Origin of the sequence: Achromobacter sp. GbtcB20, from assembly GCF_019091095.1 — a bacterium.
GTDB lineage: Bacteria > Pseudomonadota > Gammaproteobacteria > Burkholderiales > Burkholderiaceae_B > Achromobacter > Achromobacter mucicolens.
This window is the reverse complement of record NZ_JAGXJZ010000006.1, coordinates 20,007-33,382: the sequence shown is the minus strand read 5'-3', so window position 1 is coordinate 33,382 and position 13,376 is coordinate 20,007. Positions and strand designations below refer to the sequence as shown.

12 protein-coding genes and 1 tRNA gene are annotated in these 13,376 nt (G+C 66.8%); 5 read left to right on the top strand and 8 right to left on the bottom strand.

Features of this window, described 5'->3' with window-relative positions; translation table 11 throughout:
- Nucleotides 1-24: 24 nt before the first annotated feature.
- Nucleotides 25-873, top strand: coding sequence for a Crp/Fnr family transcriptional regulator (locus tag KVT32_RS10625; protein ID WP_227741308.1), 849 nt, complete (start codon nucleotides 25-27; stop codon nucleotides 871-873).
- 13 nt (nucleotides 874-886) lie between these two features.
- Here KVT32_RS10625 and KVT32_RS10620 read toward each other — a convergent pair whose 3' ends face one another.
- A complete protein-coding gene (locus tag KVT32_RS10620; RefSeq protein WP_152382687.1) occupies nucleotides 887-2,296 on the bottom strand; it encodes an amidase in 1,410 nt (469 codons plus the stop codon).
- An 83-nt stretch (nucleotides 2,297-2,379) separates the two neighbouring features.
- Nucleotides 2,380-3,357: a tripartite tricarboxylate transporter substrate binding protein gene (locus tag KVT32_RS10615; protein WP_152382688.1), complete on the bottom strand. Its 978-nt coding sequence runs from the start codon at nucleotides 3,355-3,357 to the stop codon at nucleotides 2,380-2,382.
- Nucleotides 3,358-3,501: 144 nt separating this feature from the next.
- Here KVT32_RS10615 and KVT32_RS10610 point away from each other — a divergent pair, with 144 nt between their 5' ends.
- From KVT32_RS10610 to KVT32_RS10600, 3 genes are all read left to right on the top strand, one after another.
- On the top strand, nucleotides 3,502-4,401 hold the full coding sequence (locus KVT32_RS10610) for a LysR substrate-binding domain-containing protein (RefSeq protein WP_152382689.1): 900 nt from the start codon (nucleotides 3,502-3,504) through the stop codon (nucleotides 4,399-4,401).
- A 356-nt stretch (nucleotides 4,402-4,757) separates the two neighbouring features.
- Entirely contained in the window at nucleotides 4,758-6,611 is a 1,854-nt protein-coding gene (locus KVT32_RS10605; protein ID WP_217618159.1) for an ABC transporter ATP-binding protein, read from the top strand.
- An 82-nt stretch (nucleotides 6,612-6,693) separates the two neighbouring features.
- The gene (locus KVT32_RS10600; protein WP_223573190.1) at nucleotides 6,694-7,299 is read left to right on the top strand and encodes a hypothetical protein; all 606 of its coding nucleotides are present in this window, start codon (nucleotides 6,694-6,696) and stop codon (nucleotides 7,297-7,299) included.
- 32 nt (nucleotides 7,300-7,331) lie between these two features.
- On the opposite strand, the gene KVT32_RS10595 is transcribed toward KVT32_RS10600, so the two are convergent.
- A complete protein-coding gene (locus KVT32_RS10595) occupies nucleotides 7,332-7,727 on the bottom strand; it encodes a hypothetical protein (protein ID WP_175156141.1) in 396 nt (131 codons plus the stop codon).
- Between the two features lie 590 nt (nucleotides 7,728-8,317).
- On the opposite strand from KVT32_RS10595, the gene KVT32_RS10590 reads away from it, so the two are divergent.
- Nucleotides 8,318-8,704, top strand: a complete 387-nt coding sequence (locus KVT32_RS10590; protein ID WP_217618158.1) for a VOC family protein — start codon at nucleotides 8,318-8,320, stop codon at nucleotides 8,702-8,704.
- A gap of 144 nt (nucleotides 8,705-8,848) precedes the next feature.
- On the opposite strand, the gene KVT32_RS10585 is transcribed toward KVT32_RS10590, so the two are convergent.
- The 5 genes from KVT32_RS10585 to KVT32_RS10565 all read right to left on the bottom strand — a co-directional run bounded on the left by KVT32_RS10585 (nucleotide 8,849) and on the right by KVT32_RS10565 (nucleotide 13,277).
- Nucleotides 8,849-8,922: transfer RNA gene (locus KVT32_RS10585), tRNA-Gly, on the bottom strand.
- A 132-nt stretch (nucleotides 8,923-9,054) separates the two neighbouring features.
- Entirely contained in the window at nucleotides 9,055-10,041 is a 987-nt protein-coding gene (locus KVT32_RS10580) for a tripartite tricarboxylate transporter substrate binding protein (RefSeq protein WP_063954026.1), read from the bottom strand.
- Nucleotides 10,042-10,115: 74 nt separating this feature from the next.
- Complete coding sequence (locus tag KVT32_RS10575) at nucleotides 10,116-11,069, bottom strand: hydroxymethylglutaryl-CoA lyase (RefSeq protein ID WP_217618157.1); 954 nt, start codon at nucleotides 11,067-11,069, stop codon at nucleotides 10,116-10,118.
- Nucleotides 11,066-12,259 carry a CaiB/BaiF CoA-transferase family protein gene (locus tag KVT32_RS10570; protein ID WP_217618156.1) on the bottom strand — a complete coding sequence of 398 codons (1,194 nt, stop codon included), beginning with the start codon at nucleotides 12,257-12,259 and terminating at the stop codon, nucleotides 11,066-11,068. Before KVT32_RS10570 ends, KVT32_RS10575 begins: the two co-directional genes overlap by 4 nt.
- Before the next feature lie 121 nt (nucleotides 12,260-12,380).
- Nucleotides 12,381-13,277 carry a LysR substrate-binding domain-containing protein gene (locus KVT32_RS10565; RefSeq protein WP_062839874.1) on the bottom strand — a complete coding sequence of 299 codons (897 nt, stop codon included), beginning with the start codon at nucleotides 13,275-13,277 and terminating at the stop codon, nucleotides 12,381-12,383.
- Between the last annotated feature and the right edge of the window lie 99 nt (nucleotides 13,278-13,376).

The following is a 13,376-nucleotide window of genomic DNA, read 5'->3' as shown; positions in this document are numbered from 1 at the left end:
CCCACCTCCAGACAGGGAACGAACATGCGCGAACCGCCTGCCCTGGCGGGCAATGACACGCTCAACGCGAGTCGCCGGCCCGCGCGTAGCGCCGTGGACAAGATGCTCGACGTGGTGCCCTGGTACAAGGGTCTGCCCGAACTCGAGCGCGATGTGGTGCGCGCCGAGCTGCGCACGGTGTCGTTGACGACAGGCGAATACCTGTTTCGCGCGGGGTCTCGCTCGCCCGGCTGGTACGGGGTGGTGGAAGGCCTGGTGAAATGGTCGTCGCCCGGCACCGATGGCCGCACGTTGTCGCTGGCCGGATTCAGCACGGGAAGCTGGTTCGGCGAGGCCACCATGATCCGCCGCGAGCGCTTCGAATATGAAGTCGTCGCCCTGCGGCCCAGCCGCATCGTAATCCTGCCACGAGACACCTGCGAGCGCCTCTGGAACAACAACATCGAGTTCACCAAGGCGCTGATGACGCACCTGGCGCAGCGGGTAAATTGGCTGATGGGCTGCTACACGAGCAACGTGCTGCTCGACGTCGACACCACGGTGGCGCGCGCCGTTGCGGCCCAGCTGGACGCCGAAATCCATTCGGGAACGCAGGGTCGGCTGCGCATATCGCAGGAAGAGATCGCCGGTCTGTGCGGCGTCTCTCGCCAGCGCTGCAACACCGCGCTAACCAGGCTGGCGCGCGAAGGTGTGCTGCAGACGCACTACGGCGGATTGACGGTGCTGGACAAGGAAGCGCTGTACCAGTGCGCGAAAATCGATCGAGTCGCGAATGACCGGGTCGCGAATGACCGGGTCACGAATGACCGGGTCACGAAAGACCGGGTCACGAAAGCCCGGATCAGCGAAGTTCCGCCAGACACCGACCGGTAGCGGCCGCGCGCGCTCACGCCCCCAGCCGGTCCAGCACCGACCAGCCCGCGCGCGCCTCGATGACTTCGCCGGCCGCCAGGCACCGGTCTTCGCGGAACCGCCCCGCCACAAGCTGCACACCGACCGGCACGCCGTCTGCCAGCCCCACCGGCATCGACAGCCCAGGCAGTCCCAGAATCGCCGTCGAGGTCAACGGACTCTGCGCCCGCAGCATGTCCGCCATCACGCCCGTGCCCTGCTGATCCCGACCCACGGGAAAAGGCAGCGCAAAAGACACGGGCATCAGCAGGACGGGATAGCGTTCAAAGAAGCGGCCCCATTCACGCAGGATCGTCGTGCGCATCGCCATCGCCTGGATGAAGCTGTCCTTGTCCCGACGTGGCGTGTGCGCCAGCATGCTTTGGTAAGCGTTCTGGATGGCAAGATCACCGGCGCGTTCGATCTCGCGCTGCATGGAGCCGGCGGCCTCGTTCATCAGCACGTCCAACCAAAGCGCGGCTGCGGCGTCGAATTGCGGCGGCTCGGCGATCTCGACGATGTACCCCGCGTCCTGCAACCAGCCGGCGGCGCGTTGCAGCGCCTCGGCTACTGCGGCGGCGGCCTTGTGCTGCTCAGTGCCCGCGAACAGCGCGACGCGACGGTTGCCGTTCACATCGGCAAACTCCAGCGGCGCTGGCACCCACCAGGGGTCGCGCACGTCGCCGCCCGACATCGCCGCCAACCCCAGCCGCAGATCCGCCACGGTACGCGCCAGCGGACCTTGCGTGGCCGCCATCTGCGAGGCCACCGCGCGCTCTGATTGCTGCGTTGCGTTATACGCCGGCACCCGGCCTTGCGAAGGTCGCAGCCCCGCCACGCCGCATGCATACGCGGGATAGCGGATCGAGCCGCCCTGGTCGCTGCCGTGGGCAAGCGGGCCGACGCCCAATGCCGCCGCCACGGCCGCGCCCCCGCTGGAGCCGCCTGGCGTGCGCGCCACATCGAACGGATTGAGGGTGCGGCCGTGCAGATCGTTGTCACTGAACCAGCGCCACGAGAACGCCGGGACATTCGTGCGTCCGATGACGATCGCGCCCGCGCGCAGCCAGTTGTCGACCGCCGGATTATTTTCCTGTGCGATGCGGTCCAGGTAGGCCGTCACGCCGTTGGTCGTGGCGGTGCCCGCCAGATCCGCGTTGGCCTTGATGGTGACCGGCACGCCATGCAGCACGCCCAATTCCTGCTTGCCGCGCACCGCCGCGTCGGCCGCATCCGCGGCGCGCAGCGCCTGCTTGGAATAGGTCTGCGTTAGCGGATTGAAGGCCGGATTGACCACTTGGGCGCGATCAAGGCAGCTCTGCACCGCATCCCGGCTGGATACTTCACCGTTGCGGATGGCGCGGGCCAGGTCGAGCGCGCTCCAGCGCCAGAGTGTGTTCGTCATGGTGTCTCCCTATTCTGAAATTCCCGTTCTGCGCGGACCGTGCCGTAGCACGCGATCTCCATCACCCGTTGCGCCGCGCGCGTTCAGTCGGCGGATGCGCCCGATTGCTTGACCATCGCGGCCCAGCGCGGAATCTCGGCCGCGATCAGGTCCGCGAATTGCGCTGGCGTGGACGGCGTGGCGTCGACGGACAGGGTCTCGTTCTGCTTCTGCACCGCGGGGTCCAGCAACGCCTTGGCGACGGCGGCATTCAGTCTGTCGATCACCGGCTTTGGCACGCCGGCCGGCGTCACGATGCCGCCCCACGACACCACCTCGAAACCCTTCAGACCCGACTCGTCCAGCGTCGGCACCTCCGGCAGTACCGGCACGCGCGTGGTGCTGGTGGCGCCCAGCACCTTGACCTGACCGGAACGAATGAAAGGCAGCACCCCCGCGACGTTGTCGATCATCAGGTCGAGCTGTCCGCCGGCCAGATCCACCACGGCCTGCTGGCCGCTCTTGTACGGCACGTGCAACATGGTGACGCCCGTCTCGCTCTTGAGCATTTCTCCCGCCAGATGCGCGCTGGAACCGACCCCCAGCGATCCCACGCTGACCTTGCCGGGGTTCTTTTTCGCATATGCAACCAGCTCCTGCACGTTGTTGGCCGGCAGGCCGTTGCGCGCGATCAGCACCAGCGCATTGCTGATCGCCAGGCTGACGGGCGCGAGACTACGCTGCGGGTCATAGGGCAGCTTGGCATACATGCTCTTGTTGATGGCCAGCGTGACGATGTTGCCAAAGCCTATGGTGTAACCGTCGGGCGGAGCCGAGGCCAGCGCCTGGGTGCCGACGATGCCACCCGCGCCGCCCCGGTTTTCCACGATGACCGGCTGCCCCAGATCGCGGCCGAGCGCGTCGGCAATCGGGCGCAACACCACGTCGGGGCCCGAGCCCGCGGCGTACGGCACGATAAGCTTGATGGGCCTTTCCGGCCAGGCGGCCCGGGCGGCGCTGGCACCGGTGGCTGCCAGCAGGACAAGAAACAAGGAAACGGCACGGCGGGCGAAGATCGGCATGGCATTCTCCTGAAGCGCTTTGTCGAGCCAGGCCTCTCGGTCTTGCCGGGCCTGATCGCAGATCAGCTTAGAGAGCGTCCGCGCTGCATGTAAGGCTATATTTTTGTTAAGGTGACCACTTCCAGTTGTCGGGATCGCGCCATCATGAAAGACCATCAACTGCGGGCGTGGCTGAAGGTGGCCGAACTGCGCAGCATCCGCGCCGCCGCGCGCAGCCTGCATCTGAGCCAGGCGGCGGTCACCAAGGCCATCAAAGAGCTCGAAACCGAGCTGGACGCGCCGCTGCTCACGCGCAGTCCCCAGGGCATTGCGGTTACCGAGTGCGGCGAACATCTGACGGTCCGGGCCCGCCTCGCGCAGGCGCAACTCGCGCTCGCGCGCCAGGACATCCGCCAATTGCTCAGCGGCGCGCAGGCACGCGTGGCGGTGGGCGTCACCCCCATGGTCATGCTGAGCGTGCTGCCCGATGTGCTCGCCGAATTCCGCGCCAGCATGCCGGCCGCGAAGGTCAAGGTGTCGGAAGGCCTGCTGCCGTCGGTGCAGCCTGCCCTGCGCAATGGCACGTTGGACTTCGCGCTGGCCTCGCGCATGAACGACACCCCGGGCGGCCGGGAATTCGAATTCGAGGAGATTCGTCCGCTGGAATTCATGATTGCCTGCCGCAAGGGCCACCCGCTGGCGCGCGCACGACGCTGGGACGACATCCGGCACTGTGAATGGCTGCTCAACGTCTCGGGCGGCAGTCATACCGAGGCCTTCCTGGACGGCCTGCATGAACATGGCCTGCCGGCGCCAACGCGAGTCGTCGAGTGCGACACCTTTGGCGTCATGTGGAGCCTCATGACTCGCAGCGACGCGCTCATCCTCTGCCCGTCCGGCATGCTCGACATCAAGCCCTACGGCGACGCCGCCCGGCGTATTCGCGCCAACGTGCCGATGCCGGTGGCCAGCATCGGCATCATGACACTGCAGGGCACGCCGCTATCGCTGGCGGCGGCCACCATGGCGGACGTCTTCCGGCGGCGCGTCGCCGCCATGCCGTGAGTTGGCGGCAAGGATCGGGCCGGCCTGACGTCTGATGATGGTAGGATCGCCTGCGAACGACGCGTGAAATCCGGCGCCCGCCACGCCACCGGCCCCGGCCGGGCTCCCCTGCGTCAGCTTCGCCGGTCGCCAGGTGCCGGTCGCCCGATGCCGGTCGCCCGATGCCGGCCGCCCGACTCCACCCACCCGGGGACTCCGAGAAGAATGGCCCGGCTCGCCGGGGCTTTCTCCTGAATCCCACCCGGCTCGCGCGCCTTTCCGCCTTTTTCGACACGCTGAAATATCGCTGAGTTATCACCCTATCGGGTCCGCCGCGCGACCGTCTCGCATTAATTCGTGAATTTGGAGTCTCTGCCTTGTTCCGCAGATTTGAAAGCCAGCTCAACCCCTTCCCTTCCGAGAACGTGCCCCCGCCGCCCACGGGATTCTTCGCGTTCCTGTGGTTCTGCACCCACGGCTCGCGCCGCTACATCGCCGCACTGGCGATCCTGAGCGCGGCCGTCTCCATCTACGAAGCATGGCTCTTCGCCTTCCTGGGCCAGGTCGTCGACATGCTGACCGCCTGGAACGCCGGCGAGCCCGCGTCGGCGCACGAACAGCGCGTTCTGTGGGGCATCGCCATCGTGCTGTGCGCCAGCGTCGGCGTCGTCGCGTTGCGCACGCTGGTTCAGCATCAGGTCCTGGCCATCAATCTTCCGCTGCGCCTGCGCTGGGACTTTCACCGCATGATGCTGCGGCAAAGCCTGTCGTTCTTCTCCGATGAATTTGCCGGCCGTGTCACCACCAAGGTTATGCAGACCGCGCTGGCCGTGCGCGAAGTGCTGCTGACTTTCTGCGAAATCGTGCTCGGCATCGCCGTCTACTTCATCACCATCGTCGCACTGGCCGGCGGGTTCGACTGGCGGCTCATGCTGCCCTTCATCGGCTGGATGGCGCTTTACGGGCTGGCCATGATGTATTTCGTGCCGCGCCTGGGCAAGGTCGGCAAGGAACAGGCGCATGCCCGCTCGTCCATGACCGGCCGCGTCACCGACGCCTACACCAACATCACCACCGTCAAGCTCTTCTCGCACACCAACCGCGAGGCCCGCTTCGCGCGCGCCGCCATGGAGGACTTCAAGGAAACCGGTTACCGGCAGATGCGCCTGGTCAGCCAGTTCGAGATCGTCAACCAGGCGCTGGTGTCGGCGCTGATCCTGGGCGCCGGCGGTTACGCGCTGTGGCTCTGGCATGGCAGCGAAATCGGCACCGGCGCCGTCGCCGCCGTCACTGCCATGGCGCTGCGCGTGAACGGCATGTCGCACTGGATCATGTGGCAGATGACCTCGCTTTTCGAGAACATCGGCACCGTGCAGGACGGCATCGCCACCCTGACCCACGCACCCAAAGTCCAGGACGCGCCCAACGCGGCCACCCTGCGCGTCGCGCGCGGCGAAGTTCAGTTCGACGACGTCTACTTCAACTACAACAATGAGCGCCAGGTCCTGGACGGCCTCACGCTCACCGTGCGCCCCGGCGAAAAGATCGGCCTGGTGGGCCGCTCGGGCGCGGGCAAATCCACGCTCATCAACCTGCTGCTGCGCTTTTACGATGTCGAACGCGGCCACATCCGCATCGACGGCCAGGACATCTCGCAGGTCACGCAGGACAGCCTGCGCAGCGCCATCGGCATGGTCACTCAGGACACGTCCCTGCTCCACCGGTCCATCTGCGACAACATCGCCTACGGCCGCCCCGACGCCAGCCGCGAAGAGATCCGCGCCGCCGCGGCCCGTGCGCAGGCCGACGAATTCATCCAGCAGCTCAGCGATTCGCATGGCAATTCCGGCTACGACACGCTCGTCGGCGAACGCGGCGTCAAGCTGTCTGGCGGACAACGCCAGCGCATCGCGATCGCCCGCGTCATGCTCAAGAACGCGCCCATCCTGCTGCTGGACGAAGCCACCAGCGCGCTCGATTCGGAAGTGGAAGCCGCCATCCAGGAGAGCCTGGACGAAGTCATGCAAGGCAAGACCGTCATCGCGATCGCGCACCGGCTATCGACGATTGCCGCCATGGACCGGCTTATCGTGATGGATCAAGGGCGCATCATCGAACAGGGCAGCCACGCGGAACTGCTGGCGATGAACGGGGTGTACGCGCGCTTGTGGCGTCATCAGAGCGGCGGTTTTCTGGCGGAAGAGCCCAGCGAACCCAGCCAGCGGCCGTGACCGGAGAAGTTTCGTTGCACTTTATTAGGGACGCAATACAGGTCCGATCGGATAATCCTCGCGCCATTCGATAAGGATCTTTATGTTGAAGTTGAAAGCTGCCCTCCTCATCTCGGCGCTCGGCGCCGCCGCCGTTCTGCCCGCGCACGCCGCCTCACAGCGCTCCGTCGATGCCCGCGAGTTCGACGTTGCCGGCGTCAAGACCGGCATGGACTTTGACGAAGCGCTCGCCGCCGCCGCCAAGAATTTTCATGTCGGCAAGAAAGACATCCGGATCGGCTACGCGAGGAACAACCCCGTCACGAACTCCAAGATGCCGATGAATTTCAGCTACGAGAAGGACGGCATCAACTTCATCGTCCACTTCGAACCCCGCGTGCCCGTCGACCAGCAACGCCCGCTCGCGGTGTCGCAGATCCGCTATGAACTGCCCTGGACCCCGGCCAACAAGGAAGCGATGGGCAAGGCGGCGCTGGAGAAGTATGGCCGCCAGTCCAACTATCCCAACGACCTGAATATGGAGTGGTGCGCCAAGCCCAGCTCGAATCCCGGCATGGGCTGCTCGAACGACATGACGCAGGCGGTATTGAAATACAGCGGCGTCAGCATCCAGATGGTTGACCCGGCATGGACGAATGCACGGATCGAGTTTGTGCAGCGTAGCCAGTCGAGAAAGCCCAGCTTCTGATGCGCCGCGGCAAGCGGCAGGACCGCCTGCCGCTACAGTAGCGTCACCGCGGCGGCCGCCCCGGCAATGGCCATCAGCCAGGCCCAGCGCCGTCCCGAAAAAATGGCCTGGAGCAGGCTGCCCCGCGCCAAACGTGCGACGTGATTGTCAATCCCGCGCTGGCACAACGCTTCCATCTCTGCCAGGGCCTGGCGACGCGTCGCGTTGCGGTCGACAGTACCCTCGGACACGGCCAACTCGAACATCTCATCCAGATCCAGTTCGGACAGGATGCCCTCGGCCGCCAGCCAGACCAGGGCGCCGCCCAGCGTCATGAAGGGCGCCTGCGGCAGCGCTTGCAGCCTAAGCAGCGCAGCCGCATGGTGGTCAGCGCGAATGACGCCGTCGACGCGCAGGCGCTCAAGCAGCGGGAGGGGAGCCTGCGTCATGCCGGCATGCCAAACAAAAGGAACGCACGCTGGCGCAACATGGAATCAGCACTCCCCGGTAACGAAGTCGATGGCGGGTCCCTTTCGGCAAAAAGGCCGACTCGGATTCCCCTCATGACGGCGAAGACAAGAAACGCTTCGCCATCGTTTTTCGACGTCGTTTTACCAGCCGCTGTCGGCCATTAGTGCCCTTCCATGGCGGTCCGTTGATTGAGAGCAGGACAGACCTCAATTGCGCCAAACGCACCACAAATTCGAAATGGATCGATGGAAATTTTCCTGCGGCTACCCACGCGCCAGGTAATGGAGAATGCCCCGGCAGCCTGGCTCAATCCCCAAGCCGCGCGGGAAGTTGCGTCAAGAGCCAATCAATGAACACGCGCAGCCGGTGCGTGACGTGGCGATTGCGCGGCCAGCTTCGTCAATGGCGTCGAGCTGTTTGTGGATGGCGGCATGGCGCAGGTGTGAGCGACCGCCGCGCCAGCCCCATGCAGTCGCCTCGACTTGCGATACATCGCTTCCTTGCCCGCCCCCATGGCCTATGCTGATCGCTCCGGCCCGGGGGGGCCGCCTTGCTGAAGGAGCAGTGCATGCTGGACCACATCACCATCCACGTGAGCGACTTCGCGCGCAGCCGCGCGTTCTACCAGAGCGCGCTGGCGGCCTTGGGCTATGTGCCACGCAAGACGTTCGAGACCGACATGGGCTTTGGCGCCGGCGACCCCGCGGATGCCGGCAACCCGGGCGGCGAGTTCTGGATCCATGAAGGCACGCCCTGCACCCCGCGCGTGCACGTGGCCTTCCGCGCCCGCAGCCGGGACGAGGTCGACGCCTTCCACCGCGCCGCCTTGGCCGCCGGCGGCCGGGACAACGGCGCGCCGGGATTACGGCCCCACTATCACCCCAACTATTACGGCGCCTTCATCCTGGATCCCGACGGCTACAACGTCGAGGCGGTGTGTCACCGCGCCGCCTGACCGCACGGCGCGCGTGGGAACCCCGCGCCGCACGCCGACGCGGACATCCGCACGCGGGACATTGAATCGATGCAGGGAATGAAACGCCGACGCGGCAGAATCGAAGGATTCACGTCGTGCAGAGGAAAGCTTGCTGGGGATTGATGGAGCGGGTGAAGGGAATCGAACCCTCGTATGAAGCTTGGGAAGCTGCCGTTCTACCATTGAACTACACCCGCTCGGGTGTCGTGCCGCGGCCGTGGGCCGGGCAGAGCCGCGATTATAGCGCGGCTTTTTTTCGTGCGGGGCGGCGGCAAACCGCCCCGTTCCGGTCAATCGCTACGATAAATCGCTACGATCACCCGCAGCGATCAATTCGCCGTGATGTTGGCCGCCTTGACCACCTTGCCCCAGCGGTCCAGTTCGGTCTGCGTGTAGGCGCCCAGTTCCTTCGGACCCATGAACGTCGCCTCGGCGCCCTGCTCGGCCGCCTTCTTGCGGAACTCGTCGGTCTTCATGATCTTCTGGATCTCGCCGGCGATCTTGTCCACGACCGGCGCGGGCGTGTCCTTGGGCGCATACATGGCGAACCACGACGAGACGATCAGGTCGGGGTAGCCGGCTTCGGCGGCCGTGGGCACGTCGGGCAGCGACGGCAGGCGGGCGTTGCCCGTGACCGCCAGCGCGCGCAGCTTGCCCGCGGCGATCTGGCCCAGGAGCGGCGGCGGCGTGGTGATGGTCATGTCTACGGCGCCGCCCAAGAGATCGTTCAGCGCGGGACCCGTGCCCTTGTAGGGAATGTGCGTGATCTGCGTGCCGGCCATCTGGTTGAGCAGCTCCGTGGCGACCTGCTGCAGCGAGCCGTTGCCCGACGACGCATAGTTCAGCTTGCCCGGGTTGGCCTTGGCGTACTCGACCAGTTCCTTCAGCGACTTGATCGGCAGATCCGGGCGCACGACCACGACCTGCGGCGCCGACAGCACGTTGGCGACGGGCGAGAAATCCTTGATGGGATCCCAGCCGGCAGCGGGCGTCACGTGCGGGGTGATGACCTGAAACCCCGAATATTGCAGCAGCAGCGTGTAGCCGTCCGGCTTGGCGCGGGCCACGGCCTGCGCGGCGATGCCGCCCGAAGCGCCGGGCTTGTTCTCGACGACGACGCTCTGGCCCAGTGCCGCGCCCAAGGGCTGGGCGATCAGGCGGGCGGCGATGTCGGTGGTGCCGCCAGGCGCGGCGGACACGATCAGCGTAACGGGGCGATTCGGAAAATCGGCCTGCGCGCTGGCGGCGCCGGCGGCAAAGGTCAGGGCAAAGGCGGCGCTGGCGCGCAGGGCGGTGGGTAGGCGGAAAGAGGCCATGCGTTGTCTCCTGGGTATTGTTATCTGTGGGTGGTGTCAGGTATTGCAGGTACTGCTGAAAAACGGACGATCAATCAGGCGCCGGCCGGAAACCGTTCCGCCAGCCACGCCGGCGGCGCATGCAGGGCCAGCCTGGGGCCCGCCTGCAACAGCGCGTTGGACAGGTCCCGCTGAACCAGGCCCGGCAGACTGCGGACAATGGCCAGCAGCGGTTCCAGCGACACGCCGGTCTGCACGTCCATGCACGCGAACATGTGGACCAGTTCTTCGGTATTGACGTTGCCGCTGGCGCCCGGCGCATAAGGACATCCGCCCAGGCCGCCCGCCGCCGCGTCAAAGCGGGTGATGCCGGTCTGCCAGGCCGCGATGGCGTTGGCGAGCGCCATGCCGCGCGTGTTGTGCAAGTGAACGGTCAGCGGCGTGGCCGGCAGGCGGGCGGCAGCCTGCTCGCACAGCGCCCCCACTTGCGTCGGAAACGCCATGCCCGTCGTGTCGCACAGCGTGATGCCGGCAGCGCCCGCATCGACCAGCCGCGCGGCCAGATCCAGCACCGTGTCGGGAGGCACGTCGCCATCGAAGGGACAGCCAAAAGCGGTCGACAAGGACACGTTGCAAGGCGCGCCGGCCTTCGCCGCGGCAGCCAGCACCTGCGACAGCTCGGCAAACGACTGGTCGCGCGTCATGCGCAGGTTGGCGCGGTTGTGCGTCTCGCTGCACGACATGACCAGGTTCATTTCGTCGGTGCCGGCTTCCAGCGCGCGTTCCAGCCCGCGCACGTTGGGCACCAGCGCGGTGTAGATCACGCCGGGACGGCGGCGGATGCGCCGCATGACGTCGACGGCGTCGGCCAGGGCGGGAATGGCCTTGGGCGACGTGAAGCTGGTGACCTCGATGCGCGCGAAGCCGCATTCGGACAGCGCATCCACGAAGGCGACCTTGTCGTCGGTGGACACCAGGGTCTTTTCGATCTGCAGGCCGTCGCGCGGCCCGACCTCGTTGATCTCGATGCGGGCGGGTCCCTGGTTCATGCAATCACTCCCTTGGCGCGCAGCGCGGCGCGCTGTGCTTCAGTCAGGCCAGCGGACGCCAGCACCGCGTCGGTGTGTTCGCCCAGCGTTGGCGCGCGCTCGCGCACCGCGCCGGGGTTGGACGACAGATACGGGAAGACCGCGGGCATCTCGACCTGCACGCCCGCGGCCGATTCCATCGACGTGATGGCGTTGCGGGCGCGGTAGTGCGGGTCCTTGGCAATGTCGGCCACGGAATAGATGCGGCCGGCCGGCACGCCCGCTTCCAGCATCGCGGCCAGCACGTCGTCGATCCGGCGTTGCTGCGTCCACGCACCGATGGCGGCGTCGATCTCGTCCACGCGGCGCGCCCGTCCGTCGTTGTGCGCCAGCGCCGGATCCTGCCCCAGGTCGTCGCGGCCGATGCGTGCCATCAAGCGCGTGTAGATGGCGTCGCCATTGCCGGCGATGAGCACATAGCCGTCCTGGCAGGGATAGGCATTGGAGGGCGCGATGCCGGGCAGCGACGCCCCGGCAGGCTCGCGGACCGCGCCGAACACCGAATACTCGGGCAGCAGGCTCTCGCTGAGATTGAAAAGGCTTTCATACAGCGCGGTGTCGATCACCTGCCCCACGCCGCCCCGCGCATCGCGCTGGTACAGCGCCAGCATCACGCCCAGCGCGCCGTGCAGGCCGGCAATGGTGTCGCCCAGCGACAATCCGGCGCGCACCGGCGCGCGGCCCGGCTCGCCGTTCAGGTAGCGCAGCCCCGCCATGGCTTCGCCAATCGCGGCAAAGCCCGGTTCGCGCGCCTTCGGGCCGGTCTGGCCGTAGCCCGAGATGCGCAGCATGATGAGGCGCGGATTCAGTTCGTGCAGCGCCTCCCACGACAGGCCCCACTTTTCAAGCGTGCCGGGGCGGAAGTTCTCGATCAGCACGTCGGCCTCGCGCGCCAGCATGCGCACGATGTCCTGGCCTTCCTGCTGGCGCAGGTCCACGCAGACCGACTGCTTGTTGCGCGACTGCGCCTCCCACCAGACCGACGTGCCCTCGTGCAGCAGGCGCCATTTGCGCAGCGGATCGCCCTGGCCCGGCGGCTCGATCTTGATGACCTGCGCGCCAAAGTCGGCCAGGGTCTTGGCCGCAAAAGGCCCTGCGATGAGTTGTCCCAGTTCCAGCACACGAATGCCGGCAAGAATCTGCCCTGCCATATCGCCTCCCAGGCGCGTCCTACGGTAATGATGGGCGGCAGTGTGCGCGCAAAACGTCAGAATGCGGAATGGACAATCGGGGAAAGGGGCATTCCCGGAACGAGAAACCCCGGGCTAACCCTCAGCGCTCGCCGCGCAGATGGGCCAGCAGCAGCCGCGCGGCCACGGTGAGGGTGTCGGCGTCGCGCACGCCCAGCAGCAGCCAGCGGCGCGCCCATTCGTCGGTCAGCGGAATCAGGCGGATCGGCATGGACCGCGCGTGCGGCTCGGCGGCAATGCGCGGCAGGATGCCCACGCCGCGCGTGGCCGCCACCATGCGGCAGATGGCGTCAAAGCTGCGCACCTGGATGCGCAGCCGCATCGCCCGGCCCATGCGGCCGCTTTCCTCGGACAGGCGCGTGGCCAGCGACGTCGCGGGCGGCAGGCCCACGTAGTCGTAAGCCAGCGTGTCCGCGAAGGCGACCTGCGGTTCGGCCGCGAGCGGGTGGCGTTGCGGCACGATCAGCACCAGTTCGTCCAGGCGGTACGGGAAGGTGGCCAGGCCATCTGCCGGCGTGCGATCGGCAAACACGCCGATGTCCGCGCGGTTCTCCAGCACGGCGGTGACGATGTCGATGCTGTTCTGCTCTTCCAGGTCGATCCGCACCGCGGGGTGCTCGTCCATGAAAGCGGCCAGGTCCTCGGGCAGGAACTGCGTCAGCGACGAGGTGTTGGCGGCGATGCGCACCTGCCCGCGCACCCCTTGCGCGAAGTCCGACAGCGCGCCGGCCATCTGTTCCACTTCCTGCAGCACGCGCAGCGCGTGCGCGAGGCACGCCTGGCCGGCGTCGGTCAGTTCAACGCCGGCGGCGTTGCGGTACAGCAGGGGCGACCCGAGCGCCGCTTCCAGGTCGGAGATCCGCTTGCTGGCCGCGCCCACCGCCAGATGCGACTGGCGCGCGCCGGCCGAGATGCTTCCCTGGCGAGCCACGGAGACAAACAGGGCGAGCGTGACGAGGTCGATCCGGGCGACGTTCATGAAAAAGGACTACAGCACAGGGAAACCGGGCTGAAACTATAGCCGCAGGTAAGCGGGATAAATGTGTCCCTATTTTAGTCCTTCTGACCGGCTCCGCGC

Coding starts and splice junctions, on each gene's coding strand:
- KVT32_RS10570 (WP_217618156.1), bottom strand. CDS start 12,259: ATGGCAGGGCAGATTCTTGCCGGCATTCGTGTGCTGGAACTGGGACAA.
- KVT32_RS10580 (WP_063954026.1), bottom strand. CDS start 10,041: ATGGCCTCTTTCCGCCTACCCACCGCCCTGCGCGCCAGCGCCGCCTTT.
- KVT32_RS10565 (WP_062839874.1), bottom strand. CDS start 13,277: ATGAACGTCGCCCGGATCGACCTCGTCACGCTCGCCCTGTTTGTCTCC.
- KVT32_RS10600 (WP_223573190.1), top strand. CDS start 6,694: ATGTTGAAGTTGAAAGCTGCCCTCCTCATCTCGGCGCTCGGCGCCGCC.
- KVT32_RS10590 (WP_217618158.1), top strand. CDS start 8,318: ATGCTGGACCACATCACCATCCACGTGAGCGACTTCGCGCGCAGCCGC.
- KVT32_RS10615 (WP_152382688.1), bottom strand. CDS start 3,357: ATGCCGATCTTCGCCCGCCGTGCCGTTTCCTTGTTTCTTGTCCTGCTG.
- KVT32_RS10610 (WP_152382689.1), top strand. CDS start 3,502: ATGAAAGACCATCAACTGCGGGCGTGGCTGAAGGTGGCCGAACTGCGC.
- KVT32_RS10625 (WP_227741308.1), top strand. CDS start 25: ATGCGCGAACCGCCTGCCCTGGCGGGCAATGACACGCTCAACGCGAGT.
- KVT32_RS10595 (WP_175156141.1), bottom strand. CDS start 7,727: ATGACGCAGGCTCCCCTCCCGCTGCTTGAGCGCCTGCGCGTCGACGGC.
- KVT32_RS10575 (WP_217618157.1), bottom strand. CDS start 11,069: ATGAACCAGGGACCCGCCCGCATCGAGATCAACGAGGTCGGGCCGCGC.
- KVT32_RS10620 (WP_152382687.1), bottom strand. CDS start 2,296: ATGACGAACACACTCTGGCGCTGGAGCGCGCTCGACCTGGCCCGCGCC.